Annotated in this window: 12 protein-coding genes and 1 pseudogene; all 13 read right to left on the reverse strand. The window is 73.0% G+C overall.

Annotation, left to right across the window (positions count from 1 at the left end; all coding sequences use genetic code 11):
- Window positions 1–16: 16 nt before the first annotated feature.
- Window positions 17–1867 carry a beta-ketoacyl-ACP synthase gene (locus H9L41_RS25855; protein WP_187523543.1) on the reverse strand — a complete coding sequence of 617 codons (1851 nt, stop codon included), beginning with the start codon at window positions 1865–1867 and terminating at the stop codon, window positions 17–19.
- Window positions 1864–2634: a DUF3261 domain-containing protein gene (locus H9L41_RS19295; RefSeq protein ID WP_051318753.1), complete on the reverse strand. Its 771-nt coding sequence runs from the start codon at window positions 2632–2634 to the stop codon at window positions 1864–1866. Before H9L41_RS19295 ends, H9L41_RS25855 begins: the two co-directional genes overlap by 4 nt.
- On the reverse strand, window positions 2631–3725 hold the full coding sequence (locus tag H9L41_RS19300; RefSeq protein ID WP_028445034.1) for a class I SAM-dependent methyltransferase: 1095 nt from the start codon (window positions 3723–3725) through the stop codon (window positions 2631–2633). The genes H9L41_RS19295 and H9L41_RS19300 overlap by 4 nt, the downstream gene beginning before the upstream one ends.
- A gap of 318 nt (window positions 3726–4043) precedes the next feature.
- Complete coding sequence (locus H9L41_RS25165; protein ID WP_265583847.1) at window positions 4044–4985, reverse strand: MMPL family transporter; 942 nt, start codon at window positions 4983–4985, stop codon at window positions 4044–4046.
- Entirely contained in the window at window positions 4970–5158 is a 189-nt protein-coding gene (locus tag H9L41_RS25170; protein ID WP_265583848.1) for a hypothetical protein, read from the reverse strand. The genes H9L41_RS25165 and H9L41_RS25170 overlap by 16 nt, the downstream gene beginning before the upstream one ends.
- The gene (locus H9L41_RS25175) at window positions 5116–6225 is read right to left on the reverse strand and encodes an MMPL family transporter (protein ID WP_265583849.1); all 1110 of its coding nucleotides are present in this window, start codon (window positions 6223–6225) and stop codon (window positions 5116–5118) included. The genes H9L41_RS25170 and H9L41_RS25175 overlap by 43 nt, the downstream gene beginning before the upstream one ends.
- 280 nt (window positions 6226–6505) lie before the next feature.
- Complete coding sequence (locus H9L41_RS19310; protein ID WP_028445033.1) at window positions 6506–7114, reverse strand: outer membrane lipoprotein carrier protein LolA; 609 nt, start codon at window positions 7112–7114, stop codon at window positions 6506–6508.
- Complete coding sequence (locus H9L41_RS19315; protein WP_028445032.1) at window positions 7111–7530, reverse strand: acyl-CoA thioesterase; 420 nt, start codon at window positions 7528–7530, stop codon at window positions 7111–7113. The genes H9L41_RS19310 and H9L41_RS19315 overlap by 4 nt, the downstream gene beginning before the upstream one ends.
- Window positions 7520–10014, reverse strand: a pseudogene (locus tag H9L41_RS26295) (aromatic amino acid lyase). Before H9L41_RS26295 ends, H9L41_RS19315 begins: the two are co-directional and overlap by 11 nt.
- The gene (locus H9L41_RS19330) at window positions 10011–10778 is read right to left on the reverse strand and encodes a glycosyltransferase family 2 protein (RefSeq protein ID WP_034606110.1); all 768 of its coding nucleotides are present in this window, start codon (window positions 10776–10778) and stop codon (window positions 10011–10013) included. The pseudogene H9L41_RS26295 and the gene H9L41_RS19330 overlap by 4 nt, the downstream one beginning before the upstream one ends.
- The gene (locus H9L41_RS19335; protein WP_028445029.1) at window positions 10775–12475 is read right to left on the reverse strand and encodes an AMP-binding protein; all 1701 of its coding nucleotides are present in this window, start codon (window positions 12473–12475) and stop codon (window positions 10775–10777) included. Before H9L41_RS19335 ends, H9L41_RS19330 begins: the two co-directional genes overlap by 4 nt.
- A complete protein-coding gene (locus tag H9L41_RS19340) occupies window positions 12468–13034 on the reverse strand; it encodes a COG4648 family protein (protein WP_028445028.1) in 567 nt (188 codons plus the stop codon). The genes H9L41_RS19335 and H9L41_RS19340 overlap by 8 nt, the downstream gene beginning before the upstream one ends.
- Before the next feature lie 4 nt (window positions 13035–13038).
- On the reverse strand, window positions 13039–13281 hold the full coding sequence (locus H9L41_RS19345; RefSeq protein ID WP_373282055.1) for an acyl carrier protein: 243 nt from the start codon (window positions 13279–13281) through the stop codon (window positions 13039–13041).
- Between the last annotated feature and the right edge of the window lie 212 nt (window positions 13282–13493).

Raw genomic sequence — 13493 nt, forward strand, 5'->3', positions numbered from 1 at the left:
CGTCCGCCGGCGCCTTTTATTCACCTTGCCGCCGGAATGCAATTCCGACCTGCAAAACCGTTCCGAACGGCAGCGCGGTTGCAGCGGATCGATCCCGCCGCGGACGACATTCCAGGTTCATCTCACCCTCCCCGCCAAGGAATTGCAGCGCATCGTCCGGCTCGAACACCGTCAGCGCCGCGGTGGCCACCGTCTCGCCGGCGATCTCGATGCGGCAGTCGAACTGGCCCAGGCCGTTGTCGGCGCGGAATTCCTGCCGCACCGCCACGCGCAGCACCTGGCCCGAACGGAATACCGGCACGCTGCACGCATAGCGCCGGCTGCCGAGCAGGAAGCCGACCTTGGGCGCCTCGCCGCGCTGGCGCGCCTGCCAGCCGGCCCAGGCCGCCACCGCCTGCGCCATGTACTCGATGCCGACCCAGGCGCCGACGCCGTCGTCGCCGCAGAACAGCCCGCCCGGCCGGATGTCGACCTCGGCCACGAAGTGCTCGCCGTCGCCTTCGATCGCGCGGTCCAAGAGGCTCATGGCGCCGGCGTGCGGCACCAGCTCGGCGATCGGGTAGTCGGCGGCGGCACGACGTGCCGTCGCGGCGCGAGACACCACCGTGGAGCGAGGCGCCGTCGTCGTACCGTCCTCCGGCACCGCGCCCGCGGCCTCGTCGGCCCGCCCCGCCGCCTCGTCGCGCACCCGCTCCAGCACCAGCGCGGCATTGCTGCCGCCGAAGGCGAAGGAATTGCTCAGCGCGTAGTCGAGCGGCCGGCCCAGCGCCTGGCCGGGCTGCACCAGGTTCAGCGCCGGCAGCGCCGGGTCGGCCGCGCCGTCCCACCAGTGCGGCGGCAGCCGTCCCTGCGGATTGTCGGTCAGCGCCAGCCAGCACAGCGCCGCCTCGAGCGCACCGGCCGCGCCCAGCGTGTGGCCGGTCAGCGGCTTGGTCGAGCTGGCCGGCAGCGCTTCGCCGAACAGCTCGCGCACCGCCAGGCTCTCCATCGCGTCGTTCTGCGGCGTGGCGGTGCCGTGCAGGTTCAGGTAGTCGATCGCGGCCGGCGCCACGCCGGCCTGCTCGAGCGCCGCGCGCATGGCGGCCAGCGCGCCGCGGCCGTCGGGCGCCGGCGCCGAGATATGGTGGGCGTCCGAGCTCTCGCCCCAGCCGGCCAGCCGTACCGGGCCCGGCTCGGTGCCGAGCAGGAACAGCGCGGCGCCCTCGCCGATGTTGATGCCGTGGCGGTTGGCGCTCATCGGGTTGCAGCGCTCGGCGCTGACCGATTCCAGCGCCGAGAAGCCGGCCACGGTGAAGGCGCACAGCGAATCGGCCCCGCCGGCGATCACCGCGTCGCACAGGCCGGCGCGCAGCAGCCGCGCGGCGCTGGCCAGCGCCTTGGCGCTCGACGAGCAGGCGGTCGACAGCACGATGGCCGGGCCGGACAAGCCCAGGTATTCGGCCAGCATCAGGGCCGGCGAGCCCATCTCCTGCTGGCCGATGTGGAAATCGGCGTCGAGCGCGCCGTCGCGCTGCAAGGCGGCGACCGCGCGCTCCGATTCGCCGATGCCCGAGGTGCTGGTGCCGAGCACCACGCCGACCCGCGCCGCGCCGTGGCGCGCGATGGCGGCGTCGACCGCCGGCCGGATCTGCGCCAGCGCGGTCAGCAGCAGCGCGTTGTTGCGGCTGCGATGGGCGAGCGGCAGGCCGGCCAGGTCGGCCAGCGGCGCGGTCACGGCGCCGAGATGCAGCGTGCGGCCCGGCAGCAGCCCGGCCAGCGGCGCGACGCCGGAAGGCGCCTCGGCGAACAGCGCGGCGCGCACTTCGTCGACGCCGGCGCCGAGTGCGCAGACCAGGCCGAGCCGGTTCAGGTAGATCGCTTGGGTCAAGGTACGGCCTCCACGCCGGACGGACTCGATTCGATGGTCAGGCGGTAGCCCTCGCGGCGGTTTTCCAGCACCACCGTCGCGGCGGCGCCGGCAGCGGTGCGGCTCACCGTCAGCACCGGCACGCCGTCGGCCAGCAGGCGGCGGCCGTCGGCGCCGTCCTCCAGCGTCCAGCCGGCCGGCAGGGCGGCGCGCAGCCGCTCGGCCGGCCAGTAGACCAGTTCGATGTCGCGCAGCACGCGCGCCGCGTCGACCTCGGCCGGCAGGCGCGGATGGCGCTCGACTGCCAGCTGGCGGCCGTCCCAGGCCAGCGTCAGGATGCGCTGGCCGAGCGCGAAGCCGGCCAGCCGCACCGATTCGCCGTCGATCTCGAGCAGCGCCTCGATCGGCTGGGCGCCGCTGGGGCGGCCGTCGAGCCGGGCGAAGTCGAGCCGCTGGGCCAGGCTCAGGCTGCCGCCGAAGTCGGCCGGGGCGAGCTGCAGCGGCGGCAGGTCGGGCAGCGTTGGACGCTGCGGCTGTTGGGCACAGCCGGCGAGCAGGAAAGCCGTGAAAAGTGAAACGTGAAAGGTGAAACGCGGGATCGCGCCGCTGCGCGGCGCAGGCCGTTTCGGTGCGGCATGGCCGCCAAGCGGCAGCGCGATGCCGAGGCAGGCCGCGAAACGCGAAAGATGAACGGCGACGCGCGACCCGCGCGTTGCCGTGCGGAGCTTCCGCGCAGCCTCGCCGCACCACGTTTCACCCAAGCCGCGCAGCGGCGCGTCACGTTTCACGTTTCGCTCCTTCGCGCGTCGCTGCGACCGAAGCGCAGCAAGGAGTGGCAGTAGCCGATGTCGTCGCGCGCGGTCAGCAGCGTCAGGCCGGCCGCCTCGCACAGCCGCACGTAATCGCCGCTCTGGTAGATCTTGCTGTTGCCGCTGGCCAGCGCGGTGAAGTACGGCGAGGTGTTGATCAGGCAGTAGGCGGCGATGTCGTAGCGCTGGCGGTCCCAGAAGGTGTCCATGATCAAGAGCTGGCCGCCCGGCGCCAGCGCCGCCACCGCGCGCGCCAGGATGCTGGCGATCACCGGCTCGCTGAAGCAGCTGAGGAACTGGCTCATCCAGATCACGTCCATGCCGGCCGGGAAGGCGGCGGCCGGGTCGAGCATGTCGACCGGGTGCAGTTGCGCGCGCGCCGAGAGGCCGGCCTCGGCCAGGTTCGCCTCGGCCAGCGCCAGCTGCTGCGGCAGGTCGACCAGATGCAACTGCACCGTGCCGTGGTAGCCGAGCGCGGCGCGGCTGAACTTGCCGGTATTGGCGCCGACGTCCATCACCCGCCGCGGCGCGGTGGCGAACACGTCGGGCAGGATGGCCGGGAAGGAGGCGTCGGAATAATGGTGGTCGAAGGCGAACCAGCTGGTGCGCGCCGGCTCGGGCAGCTCGGCCAGGCCCTGGTACAGCGTCGGCCAGTCGCCGAGCGCGGCGAGGCCGTGCGGCTTCTCCTCGTCGAGCGAGCGGTCGAGCGCATGCAGGCCCTGGTAGCAGACGTCGTGGACGAAATCGAGATTGATCTGGGTGGTGGCGTCGCTGAGCACGCAGAAGCCGGCCTTGTCGAGCGCGTAGCGGCCGTCGGCCAGCCGCACCACGCCGCAGGACAGGCAGGACTCCAGCACCACCTTGAGCGCGTAGGCGGTCCAGCGGCCGTCGGCGGCGAGCGCCTCGAGCGTCAGCCCGGCCGCGCCGGCCTCGGCCAGCGCCTGCAGCATGCCGCGCTTCCATGCATAGCGGACGCACTGGAACACGACCGGCCCGAAGGCGATCTTCTGCGCCTCGAAGCGCGCGTCGAAGGCGGTCTGGCGGGCGGGGGAGAAAGTTTTATCGAGCATAAGGTCCGTGAAAAGTGAAAGGTGAAACGTGAAAGGTGGTTCGCCGCATCGCGGCTCAAGTGAAGCCTTCGGCAACTACTTTGCGGTGCGGCTGCGCCGCCCGAGTTCCCGTGTCGCGTTTCATTCCTCCCCGTTTCCGATTTCAGAGTCCCGCACCCATCAAAAGCGGCGCAGCCGCACCCCGACCACCCGCCGCCAGGCATAAACACGTTTCACATTTCACGTTTCACCTTTCACGGCCTCTCGCACCCTTCACCCACGTCCTCCAGCCGGAAACACGGTGTGACCAGCCAGATCAACAACTCCCCAGCAGCATCGTCAGCCCGAACGCCCGCAGCGCCGGCGTCGACGACAGCGCCAGCAGGCCGAACGACAGCAGCGTGCTGACGCCGGCCAGCGCCACCGCCAGCCAGGCGGTGCCGTCGCCCGGGTGCTCGAGCAGGAAGATGCCGTAGTCCACCCCATGCCCAGCAGCAACACCAGCGCCAGCACGCCGAACAGCTGCAGCGGCAGGCCGAGCCAGCCGAAGATCGCCAGCGTGGCCAGGCTGCCCAGCACCGTCGGCAGCAGCGCGCGCCAGGCGGCGCGGCGGAAGCGCCAGGCCAGCGCGGCGAACACCGCGGCGTAGCCGGCCAGCAGCAGCGCCGCCATGCCGCTGCGGTAGCGCGCCAGCAGGCTCGAGATCTCGGCGGTCTTGTCGACCCAGCGCACGCCGGCGAGCCCCTGGCCGGCCTCGGCCAGCCGCGGCAGCAATTCCGGGCTCAGGCCGCGCAGCAGCAGCACGCTGTAATGGCGGCCGCCGAGCTCGCCGAGCCACTGGCCGCGGATCGCCGGCGCGGCCGGGCCGGCCAGCCAGTCGGCCGGCGCCAGCGGCGCCGCGGCGAAAGCCGGCCGCTCGGCCGCCTCGCCGGCCTGGGCCGCGACGGCGGCCAGCGCGGCGCGCTCGGCCGCGGCGGTCAGGCCAGCGTCGGCACGCTGGCGCGCCTGCGACGGCAGCCAGTCCGATACCGCGCGGTAGCCGGTCAGCTTGCCGGCCGCCACCAGCCGGTCCAGCCGCGCCTTGAGCGCTTCCTCGCGCAGCAAGACCTGTTCGGGGTCGGCGCCCTCGAGCAGGTAGAACTGGGCCGGGCTCGGCAGGCCGAGCAGGCGGCCGAGCTCGACCTGGTCGGCGATCAGCGCGGCCGGCGAGCCCTGCAGCTGGCGCAGGTCGTCGCGGCTCTCCAGCCGCGCCAGGCCGCCGGCCATCAGCGCCAGCAGCACGGCGGCCAGCGCCAGGCCGCCGCGGGTGGGCGCCAGCGCGGCCAGCGCCCCAGCGTGTCGGCGAAGCGGGCCGAGAAGCGCGTCAGCGGCAGCTCGCCGCGATCGAAGGCCGGGAACCAGCACAGCACGGTCAGGAAGGCGGCGGCCAGGCCGACCGAGGAGAACACCGCCATCTGGCGCAGCCCGGGAACGGCGCCAGGCCGAGCGCCAGGTAGGCCAGCGTGCTGGTCAGCAGCGCCAGCGCCAGGCCCGGCAGCAGGCCGCCGAGGATGCCCCAGCGCGCTTCGGCCGGGCGGCCCTGGCGGGCAGCGAAATAATGGAAGCCGTAGTCCTCGGCCACCCCGACCAGGCTGGCACCGAACACCAGGGTGAGCAGGTGGACCCGCTCGAACAGCAGCGCGGTCACGCTCAGCGCCACCGCGCAGCCGATCAGCAGCGACAGGCCGACCAGCACGATCGGCCGCAGCGAGCGGAAGGTCAGCCAGACCAGCAGCAGCACCGCCGCCAGCGAGCCGTAGCCGATGGTATTGATCTCGAAGCTGGCGCGCGCCGCCGCCGCCTCGGCATGCAGCGGCACGCCCGCCGCCAGCAGCCGGCTGCCCGGCGCGGCCTGGGCCGCCGCAGCGCGCGCCGCGTCGAGCGCATCGGCCAGCGGCGTGTCGCCGCCGACCGCGAAGGCCGAGCCGCGGCGCTGGTAGCCGAGCAGCACCCATTGCCGCCCCTCGCCTTCGAGCCACATCAGGCCGTCGCGCGGCCGCGCCCGCGTCTCGGCGGCGCGCGCCGTCCACCAGGCCGGCCACAGGCCGAGCGGATCGCTGCGCCAGTCGCCCAGGTGCAGTCCGCCGCCGGGCTGGTACAGCTGCATCAGCGCGGTGGCGCCGAATTCGTCGGCGCCGGCATGCGCCAGCCAGTCGCGCTGGTCCGCCGTCAGCAGCCGGTCGCGCCAGGGCCGGTAGAACTCGACCGCGGCGTCGAAGCGGCTGCCGTCGAAGGCGCCGGGCTCGAGCACATCGCGGGCGCCGTCCAGGCTGGCCGAAACGGCCTTGGCCGCGCGCTGGGCGGCCGGCCAGTCTGCCGCGCCGACCAGCACCACCACCGGCCGCGTCGCCTGCTCGGCCAGCGCGCGGGTGGCGGCGGTGACCGCCGGCGCCTGCTCGTCGACCGGCAGCAGCGCCAGCACGTCGGTATCGAGCCGGGCCGCGCGCCAGAACTGGACCTGGTGCAGCACCACCGCCAGCACGATCGCGCCCCACAGCGCGGCCAGCCAGCGGCGATGGCGCCGGAGCGGAGCAGCAGGCGGTGGAAAGTGGCGCGAATCTCGCGTCAGCGCGGCTCCCTCGCGGCGGCGAGGGCGGGATGAGTGGAATGAAATAGCGATAACCCGTTGATTTTCATTAACTCTAAAGCGCCCGGCCGAGCGGAGTTGTTGCCCGTCTTACGGGCTTACAACTCCGGCCTCCCCCTTGCGGGGATTGCCGGGCGAATCACGGAGCTTGGTGCTCAACTACTGTTTCAACAACCTACCTGCCAAGGCGTTGAGCCTCGTCGGCGCTGGCGGCCGGCGCTTCGGCCAGGCCGTCGAAACGGATCAGGCTGGCGTCGCCGTTGGCCTCTTCCAGCTTCACCTGGCGCACGTAGCGGTCGCCGTTCAGTTCGATGCGGCGGAACACCTTGGCCAGGTTCGGCTCCAGCGGCGCCAGCTGCAGCGTCCAGCCGTCCTTGCCGGCCAGCGCGCCGTCGATGCGGAAGCGCTGCGCCAGCGCCGCCACGTCGCCGGCCAGGAGGGCGAACAGCAGCGCGTTGACCTCGCGCAGGCCCGGCTCGCGGCCGGCGTCGAGCCGGTAGCCGGCGCGGCCGTCGCCCTGGCGCGCGCTCAGCGCGTCGCGGGTCAGCGCCAGCGTGGCGTCGAACGGCTTCTTGGTGTGCCACAGCACGCCATGGTCGCGCCACAGCAGGAAGTCGCCGCTCGACACCAGCGGTTTCTTGAAGCCGGCCACCTGCTTCTCCTGCACGAACTGGCCGCGCAGCAGCGGCGGCGCGGCCAGCCGGGCCTTGACCTCGTCGGCCAGCGGCGCGGCGCGCAGCGGCAGGGCCAGCGCAAGGCAGGCCAGGGCGATCAGGCGCTTCATTCGACCGTCACTCCGAGCCGGTCCCACAACACCCGCGGGCAGACGTACTGCATCTCGCCGCTGGCGGCGTCGACCGCCACCTGGATGGTATGGGCCTTGTTGAGCTTCTCGCCGGTGACCGCGTCGCGCACCAGGTAGTCGATGCGCAGCCGGCATTCCCACTCGGTGATCTCGGCCCGCACCGTGATGCGCTGCTTGAAGGTGGCCGGCTTCACGTACTTCAGCCGCATGTCGACGATCGGCCACAGATAGCCCGAGTCGCGCATCTGCGGGTAGTCGTAGTCGAACTTGTCCAGCAGCGCGCAGCGCGCCAGCTCGAGGTATTTGACGTAGTTGCCGTGCCAGACGATCTGCATCGGATCGACGTCGTGGAAAGCCGGCGCCAGCTCGATCTGGTGGCTCAGGTCAGGCCGCATACAGGCTCCAGGCCTGCGCGCGGATGGCGATCAGCAATTGCTGCAGCTCGCCGTCCAGCGCGCGGTCCTCGACCACCAGCGCGATGCGGTCGGCCAGGTCGGCCTGCATCGCGGCCAGCTCGGCCGGCAGCGCCAGCCCGCCGTCGACGCGCTGCCGCAGCGCCACGCCCTGGCGCGCCGCGATCAGCATGGCGGCCACCACCTGTTCGCTCAGTTCCAGCACGCGCAGGCAGTCGCGCGCGGCGATGGTGCCCATGCTGACCTTGTCCTGGTTGTGGCATTCGGTCGAGCGGCTGAACACCGAGGCCGGCAGGGTCAGCTTGAGTGCCTCGGCGGTCCAGGCCGACACGCTGATCTGCAGCGCCTTGAGGCCGTGGTTGATCGCCGCGCGCGGTCCGCTGGCGCCCGACAGGTTGCTCGGCAGGCCGTGGTTGAAGCGGGTGTCGACCAGCAGCGCCAGCTGGCGGTCGAGCAGGTCGGCCACGTTGGCCACCGCGTTCTTCAGGCCGTCCATGGCGAAGGCGATATGGCCGCCGTAGAAGTGGCCGCCGTGCAGCACGCGCTCGCCCTCGGCGTCGATGATCGGGTTGTCGTTGGCACTGTTGAGTTCGTTCTCGATCAGCGTGCGGAAGAACGGCAGCGTGTCTTCGAGCACGCCGATCACGTGCGGCGCGCAGCGCAGCGAGTAGCGGTCCTGCAGCCGCTGCTCGTTGCGGCTGGGCCGGTCGCTGGCGAGGTCGGCGCGGATGCGCGCGGCGATGCGCTGCTGGCCGGCGTGCGGCTTGACCGCGAACAGCGCCTCGTCGAAGTGGTGGGCGTTGCCGGCGCTGGCCAGCACGTTGAAGGCGGTCAGCCGGGTGGCCAGCCTGCACAGGTAGTCGGCGCGCTGCCAGGCGAGGCAGGCCAGCGCGGTCATCACCGCGGTGCCGTTCATGATCGCCAGGCCTTCCTTGGGCCGCAGCCGCAACGGCGCGATGCCGAGCTCGGCCAGCACCTCGGCGGCCTGGCGGCGCTCGCCGCGGTACAGCACCTCGCGCTCGCCGCACAGCACGGCGGCCAGGTAGGACAGCGGGGTCAGGTCGCCGCTGGCGCCGACCGAGCCCTCGGCCGGATCAGCGGCAGCACGTCGTGTCGCAGCAGCGTCTCGATCTGCTGCAGCAGCGCCACGCTGACGCCCGACACGCCCTGGGCCAGCGAGGCCAGCCGGGTCGCCAGCACCGCGCGGGTCTCCTCCGGCGTGAGGAAGCGGCCGGCGCCGCAGCCGTGGTAGGCGTACAGGTGGTGCGGCAGCTCGGCCACCAGCTCGGGCGGGATGGTGACGGTGCAGGAATCGCCGTAGCCGGTGGTGACGCCGTAGACCACGCCGTCCTCGGCCAGCAGCCGGTCGAGGAAGTCGGCGCCGCGGGCGATGCGGGCGCGGAATTCCGGTTCCGGCGACAGCTCGGCCGGCCGCGCGCGGGCGGCCAGCGCGACGACGTCCTCGATGGCGAGGCGGCTGCCGTCGAAGCGGACGGGATCAGGAGGGGTGTGCGGACGTGACATGCGGGCGATTCCGGGATTGATCCCAAAACGGGAAGAAGTTGAACCAGTCGTAGGGCGAGCGCCGCAGCAGGCGGCGAGCGCGGCGGCGTAGCGGCCGGCGTATTCGGCCATGGCGGCCTGGCGGCGGCCGCGCGGCAGCTCGACGCGCTCGGCCAGCCGTTCGAAATGCAGCAGGTAGCCGTCGCCGTCGTGGATGCAGCCGAGCAGGTAGAGCGGGCACTTGAGCAGGCCGGCCAGCACGTAGGGGCCGATCGGGAAGTGGGCCGGGTGGCCGAGGAAATCGGCCTCGACGGTCTGGCTGGCGAACACCGGCACGCGGTCGCCGGCGATCGCCACGCATTCGCCGGCGGCCACCTTGTCGGCCAGCAGCACGGCGGTGGCCGGGCCGATCTCGGTCACCTCGATCAGCGTCAGCGCGTTGTCCGGGTTGAGCCTCTGCAGCAGCCGGTTGAAGCGCACCGCGTGGCGGGTGTGCACCAGCACGTTGAGGCGCAGGCCGCGGCGGCGCTCGGCCAGCACCCGGCACAGCTCCAGGCAGCCCATGTGGGCGGTGACGATCACGCCGCCGCGGCCGTCCAGCGTGGCGCGGTCGATCTCCTCGTTGCCTTCGCAGCGCACCGCCTCGAAGCGGTAGCGGCCCGACACGGCCAGGAGCTTGTCGAGCAGGGTCTCGGCGAACAGCGCGACGTGGCGCAGGCTGTCGCGCCAGTTCGGTGCGCGGCCGAAGGCGCCGGTGGCGGCCTCGAGCCGGGCCAGGTATTGCAGCGAGGCGGCGCGCAGGGCCGGCCGCGCCAGCCAGTGGATCGCCACCACCGGGTAGAGGCAGAGCCGGAACGGCCAGCGGCCGAACAGGCGGTGGACGGCGTAGAGCAGCCAGATGCCGAACACGAAGGTGCTCTCGCCCATCTCGGCCCAGTGGCGGCGGCCAGCCGGCGCGCTCATGGCGCGACCCGGCGCAGCCGGGGCTTGCGCGACCGGAACTTGCGCGCCAGCAGCAGCGGCAGGCGCAGCAGCATGCCGCCGAACAGCCGCGCGTGCATGCGCGAGATCAGCAGGTTGTCGCGCCAGACCTGGAAGTGCGAGACGCCGTCGCTCGGGTAAGTGACGCGGGTCGGCAGGTTGACCACCGCCAGGCCGCGCCAATACAGCCGCACCACGATCTCGGTATCGAAATCCATGCGCCGGCCGATGCGCACCGCGTCGAACAGCGCCACCGTCGGCGCCAGCGGATAGACGCGGAAGCCGCACATCGAATCGCGGATGTCGAACGACAGGGTATTGATCCAGACCCAGACGTGGGTGGCGTAGCGGCCGTACAGCCGGCCCTTGGGCACGCTGTCGTCGTAGACCGGGCAGCCGCAGATCACCGCGGCCGGGTGTTGCGCCGCCAGTTCGAAGAAGCGCGGGATGTCGGCGGTGGCGTGCTGGCCGTCGGCGTCGATCTGCAGCGCGTGGCTGTAGCCCAGCTGCAGCGCGCGGCGCAGACCGGCCTCCATGGCGCCGCCCTTGCCCTGGTTGCGCGCCAGCCGGACCAGCTCGATGCCGGCCGGGTCGGCCGCCGCCAGCGCGTCGAGCACCGCGGCGCAGCCCGGCTCGCTGCCGTCGTCGACCAGCAGGCAGGGCAGGCCGTGGCCGCGCACCGCCGCCGCCACCGCGCCGATCGCGGCGCCGTGGTTGTAGACCGGGATCACCACGCAGGGCTTCACGGCGCGTCCCCGAACACGATGCGGCCGCCGGCGTGCGGACCGGCCGCCGAACTCAGCTTGAAGCCCAGCACCCGCTCGGCCGCGGACGGCGACTTGAGCGTCAGCTCCAGCGTCACCACCGTGCCGGGCACGATCACCTGCTGGAACTTGACCGCCTCCATGCGCAGGAAATGCGGCGGCAGCGCGAACAGCTCGCGGCCGAGGCGGATCGCCCAATCGAGCTGGGCCACGCCCGGCAGGATCGGCGCGACCGCGAAATGGCCGTCGAAATACGGTGAACTCGCGGCGACCTCGATTTCCAGCACGGCGGCAGCCGGGCCGTGCGCGCGCAGCCGCGCGACCGGCCGGCGCGGATCGAACAGCGCCTGCAAGGCGGCCACGGTGGTCTTGCCCTGGCTGTTGGCCGGCAATGCCCAGACGTAGCGCCAGCGCCGCGGCAGCACCGCCGCCTCGGCCACGCTGGCCAGCGCCGTGCGCAGCCGCTGGCTCAGCGCGCGGCGGCCGTCGCCGTCGTGCAGCGCCCAGCCGGCCTCGCTCGGCACCGCGGCGACCGCCAGCAGCGTGCGGGCGCCGGGCAGCGCCAGCACGCGCGCCTCCTGCACCAGGCCGGTGGCGCGCAGCGCCTGTTCGAGCGCGTCGAGCGAGACGCGCTTCTCTTCGATCTTGACGATGCGGTCGGCCCGGCCCAACAGCGCGAAACCGTCGCCGCGTGCCTCGGCCCGGTCGGCGGTCGCCTGCCAGTCCGACTCGAACAGGTGGGGCGAGCGCACCTCGAGCACGCCGTCGGCCACCCGCACCGCCACGCCGGGCAGCGGCCGCCAGGCCAGCGCCGCGTCGTCGCTGCGCTGGCGCCAGGCCACGCCGCCGGTCTCCGAGCTGCCGTAGACCTCGATCGGCGCCCGGCCGAGCAGCGCGCGGCAATCGGGCAGCGCCTCGTCGGGCAGCGGGCCGCCCGAGGAAAACACGGCGCGCAGCGACGCGCGGCCGGCCGCCCACGGCAATTGCGCCGGCAAGCGCTTGAGATGGGCCGGGCTGGCCACCAGCGCGCAGGGGCCGGCGACCGCCAAGGCGGCGGCGATGTCCTCGGGGAAGGCCAGCCGGCCGGCGGCGAAGCGGCGGCCGGCCGCCAGCGGCCACAGCACGCGGAACAGCAGGCCGTAGATATGCTGGTGCGACACGCTGGCCAGCACCGCGGCATCGCCGAGGCGAGGGCCGAAGCCGCGCTCGAGCGCGGCGACCTCGGCGTCGAGCTGGCCGAGCCGCTTGGGGATCGCGCCCGGTTCGCCGGTCGAGCCCGAGGTGTAGACCACCAGCGCGACGGCGGCCGGATCGAGCGGCGCCCACGGCGCGGCGTCCACCGTTGCGGCCGGCGTCACCACCGGCTCGCCCGGCACCTCGCCGGCGAAGCCGTCGACCTCGCCGCGCAGCCGCGCCAGCGTGGCCGGCAGCACGTCGGCCGGCAGGTAGGCGCACTTGCCGGCGTGCCAGGCGCCGAACAGCGCGGCGGCGAAGCGCGCGCTGTCGTCGAAGAACAGCGCGAAGCGCTGGCCGGCCTGGGCGGCGAAGGCCGCACGCCAGCGCGCGACCTCGGCGGCGAAGGCGGCGAAGCCGAGCACGCCGTCGGCGGCCAGCGCCACCGGCTGCTCGGCGGCGCGGCCGGCCAGCAGCAGCTGGGCCAGGTCGATGAACTCAGCCATGGGCGATCCTCGCCCGCACGCGGCGGCGCACCAGCCATTCGCCGCCGAACAGCGCGCCCATCAAGAGGTAGGACAGCAGGCCGTTGTACAGCGCCCAGCCGGCGTCGTCGGCCCACAGCGTGGTCGCCAGCGACACCAGCGCGTTGAAGGCGAAGAAGCCGCACCACACCTGGGTCACCCGGCGGGTATAGGCCACGGCTTCGGGCGGCAGGTCCGGGTCCTGCAGCCGCGCCAGCCGCTCGATCACGCTCGGCGGATGGGCCAGGCTGGCGAGGAACACCGTCAGCAGCACCAGGCTGACCAGCACCGGGTAGAGCTTGAGCGGCAGCGCCGCGTTGCCCAGCGCGCTGATCGCGGCCAGCAGCAGCGCGCCGCCGGCGGCGGCCAGCCAGACGCGTTCGCGCGTGGCCAGCGCGCGCAGCAGGGCGAGCGCGGCCAGCAGCAGCGCCATCCAGCGCGGCTCGAAGCGGCCGAGGCCGAGATAGACCAGCAGCGGGTAGGCGGCGGTCAGCACGGCGACGCCGACGAGCCTGAGCCGCGGCGGAACGGCAGCACCCATGCGCTCAGGCGGCGGAGGCGTCGTTCATCAGGCCGTGCAGCGCATCGACCACGTCCTGCAGCGTGCGCACCGACTTGAAGGCGTCGGGCTGCAGCCGCTTGCCGGCGATCGGCTTCAGTTTCACGATCAGGTCGACCGCGTCGATGCTGTCGATGTCGAGGTCCTCGTACAGCCGCGACTCGGGCTTGATGCGCGCCGCGTCGATGTCGAAGGTTTCCTGGAGGATCGCGCTCAGGCGATCGAACATTTCCTGCTTTTCCATGCTTGTAAGCCCCTGGTCGAAGGCCGGCGCGAGGGCCGGCGGTTCATCCGTTGTTTCCTGGTCGCGCCCCGCAGGGCGTCCTGGCCGTTGGCCTGTTCTATCGTGCAGCACCGCCCGGCTTTCGCCGGCAGGTCGGGCGTTGCGCCCGACGGCGCCCTCTATTGGCGGCGCTTGTCGGGCGTAAAGCCCGACCTACG

It is taken from the genome of Chitinimonas koreensis (assembly GCF_014353015.1).
GTDB classification, from domain to species: domain Bacteria; phylum Pseudomonadota; class Gammaproteobacteria; order Burkholderiales; family Chitinimonadaceae; genus Chitinimonas; species Chitinimonas koreensis.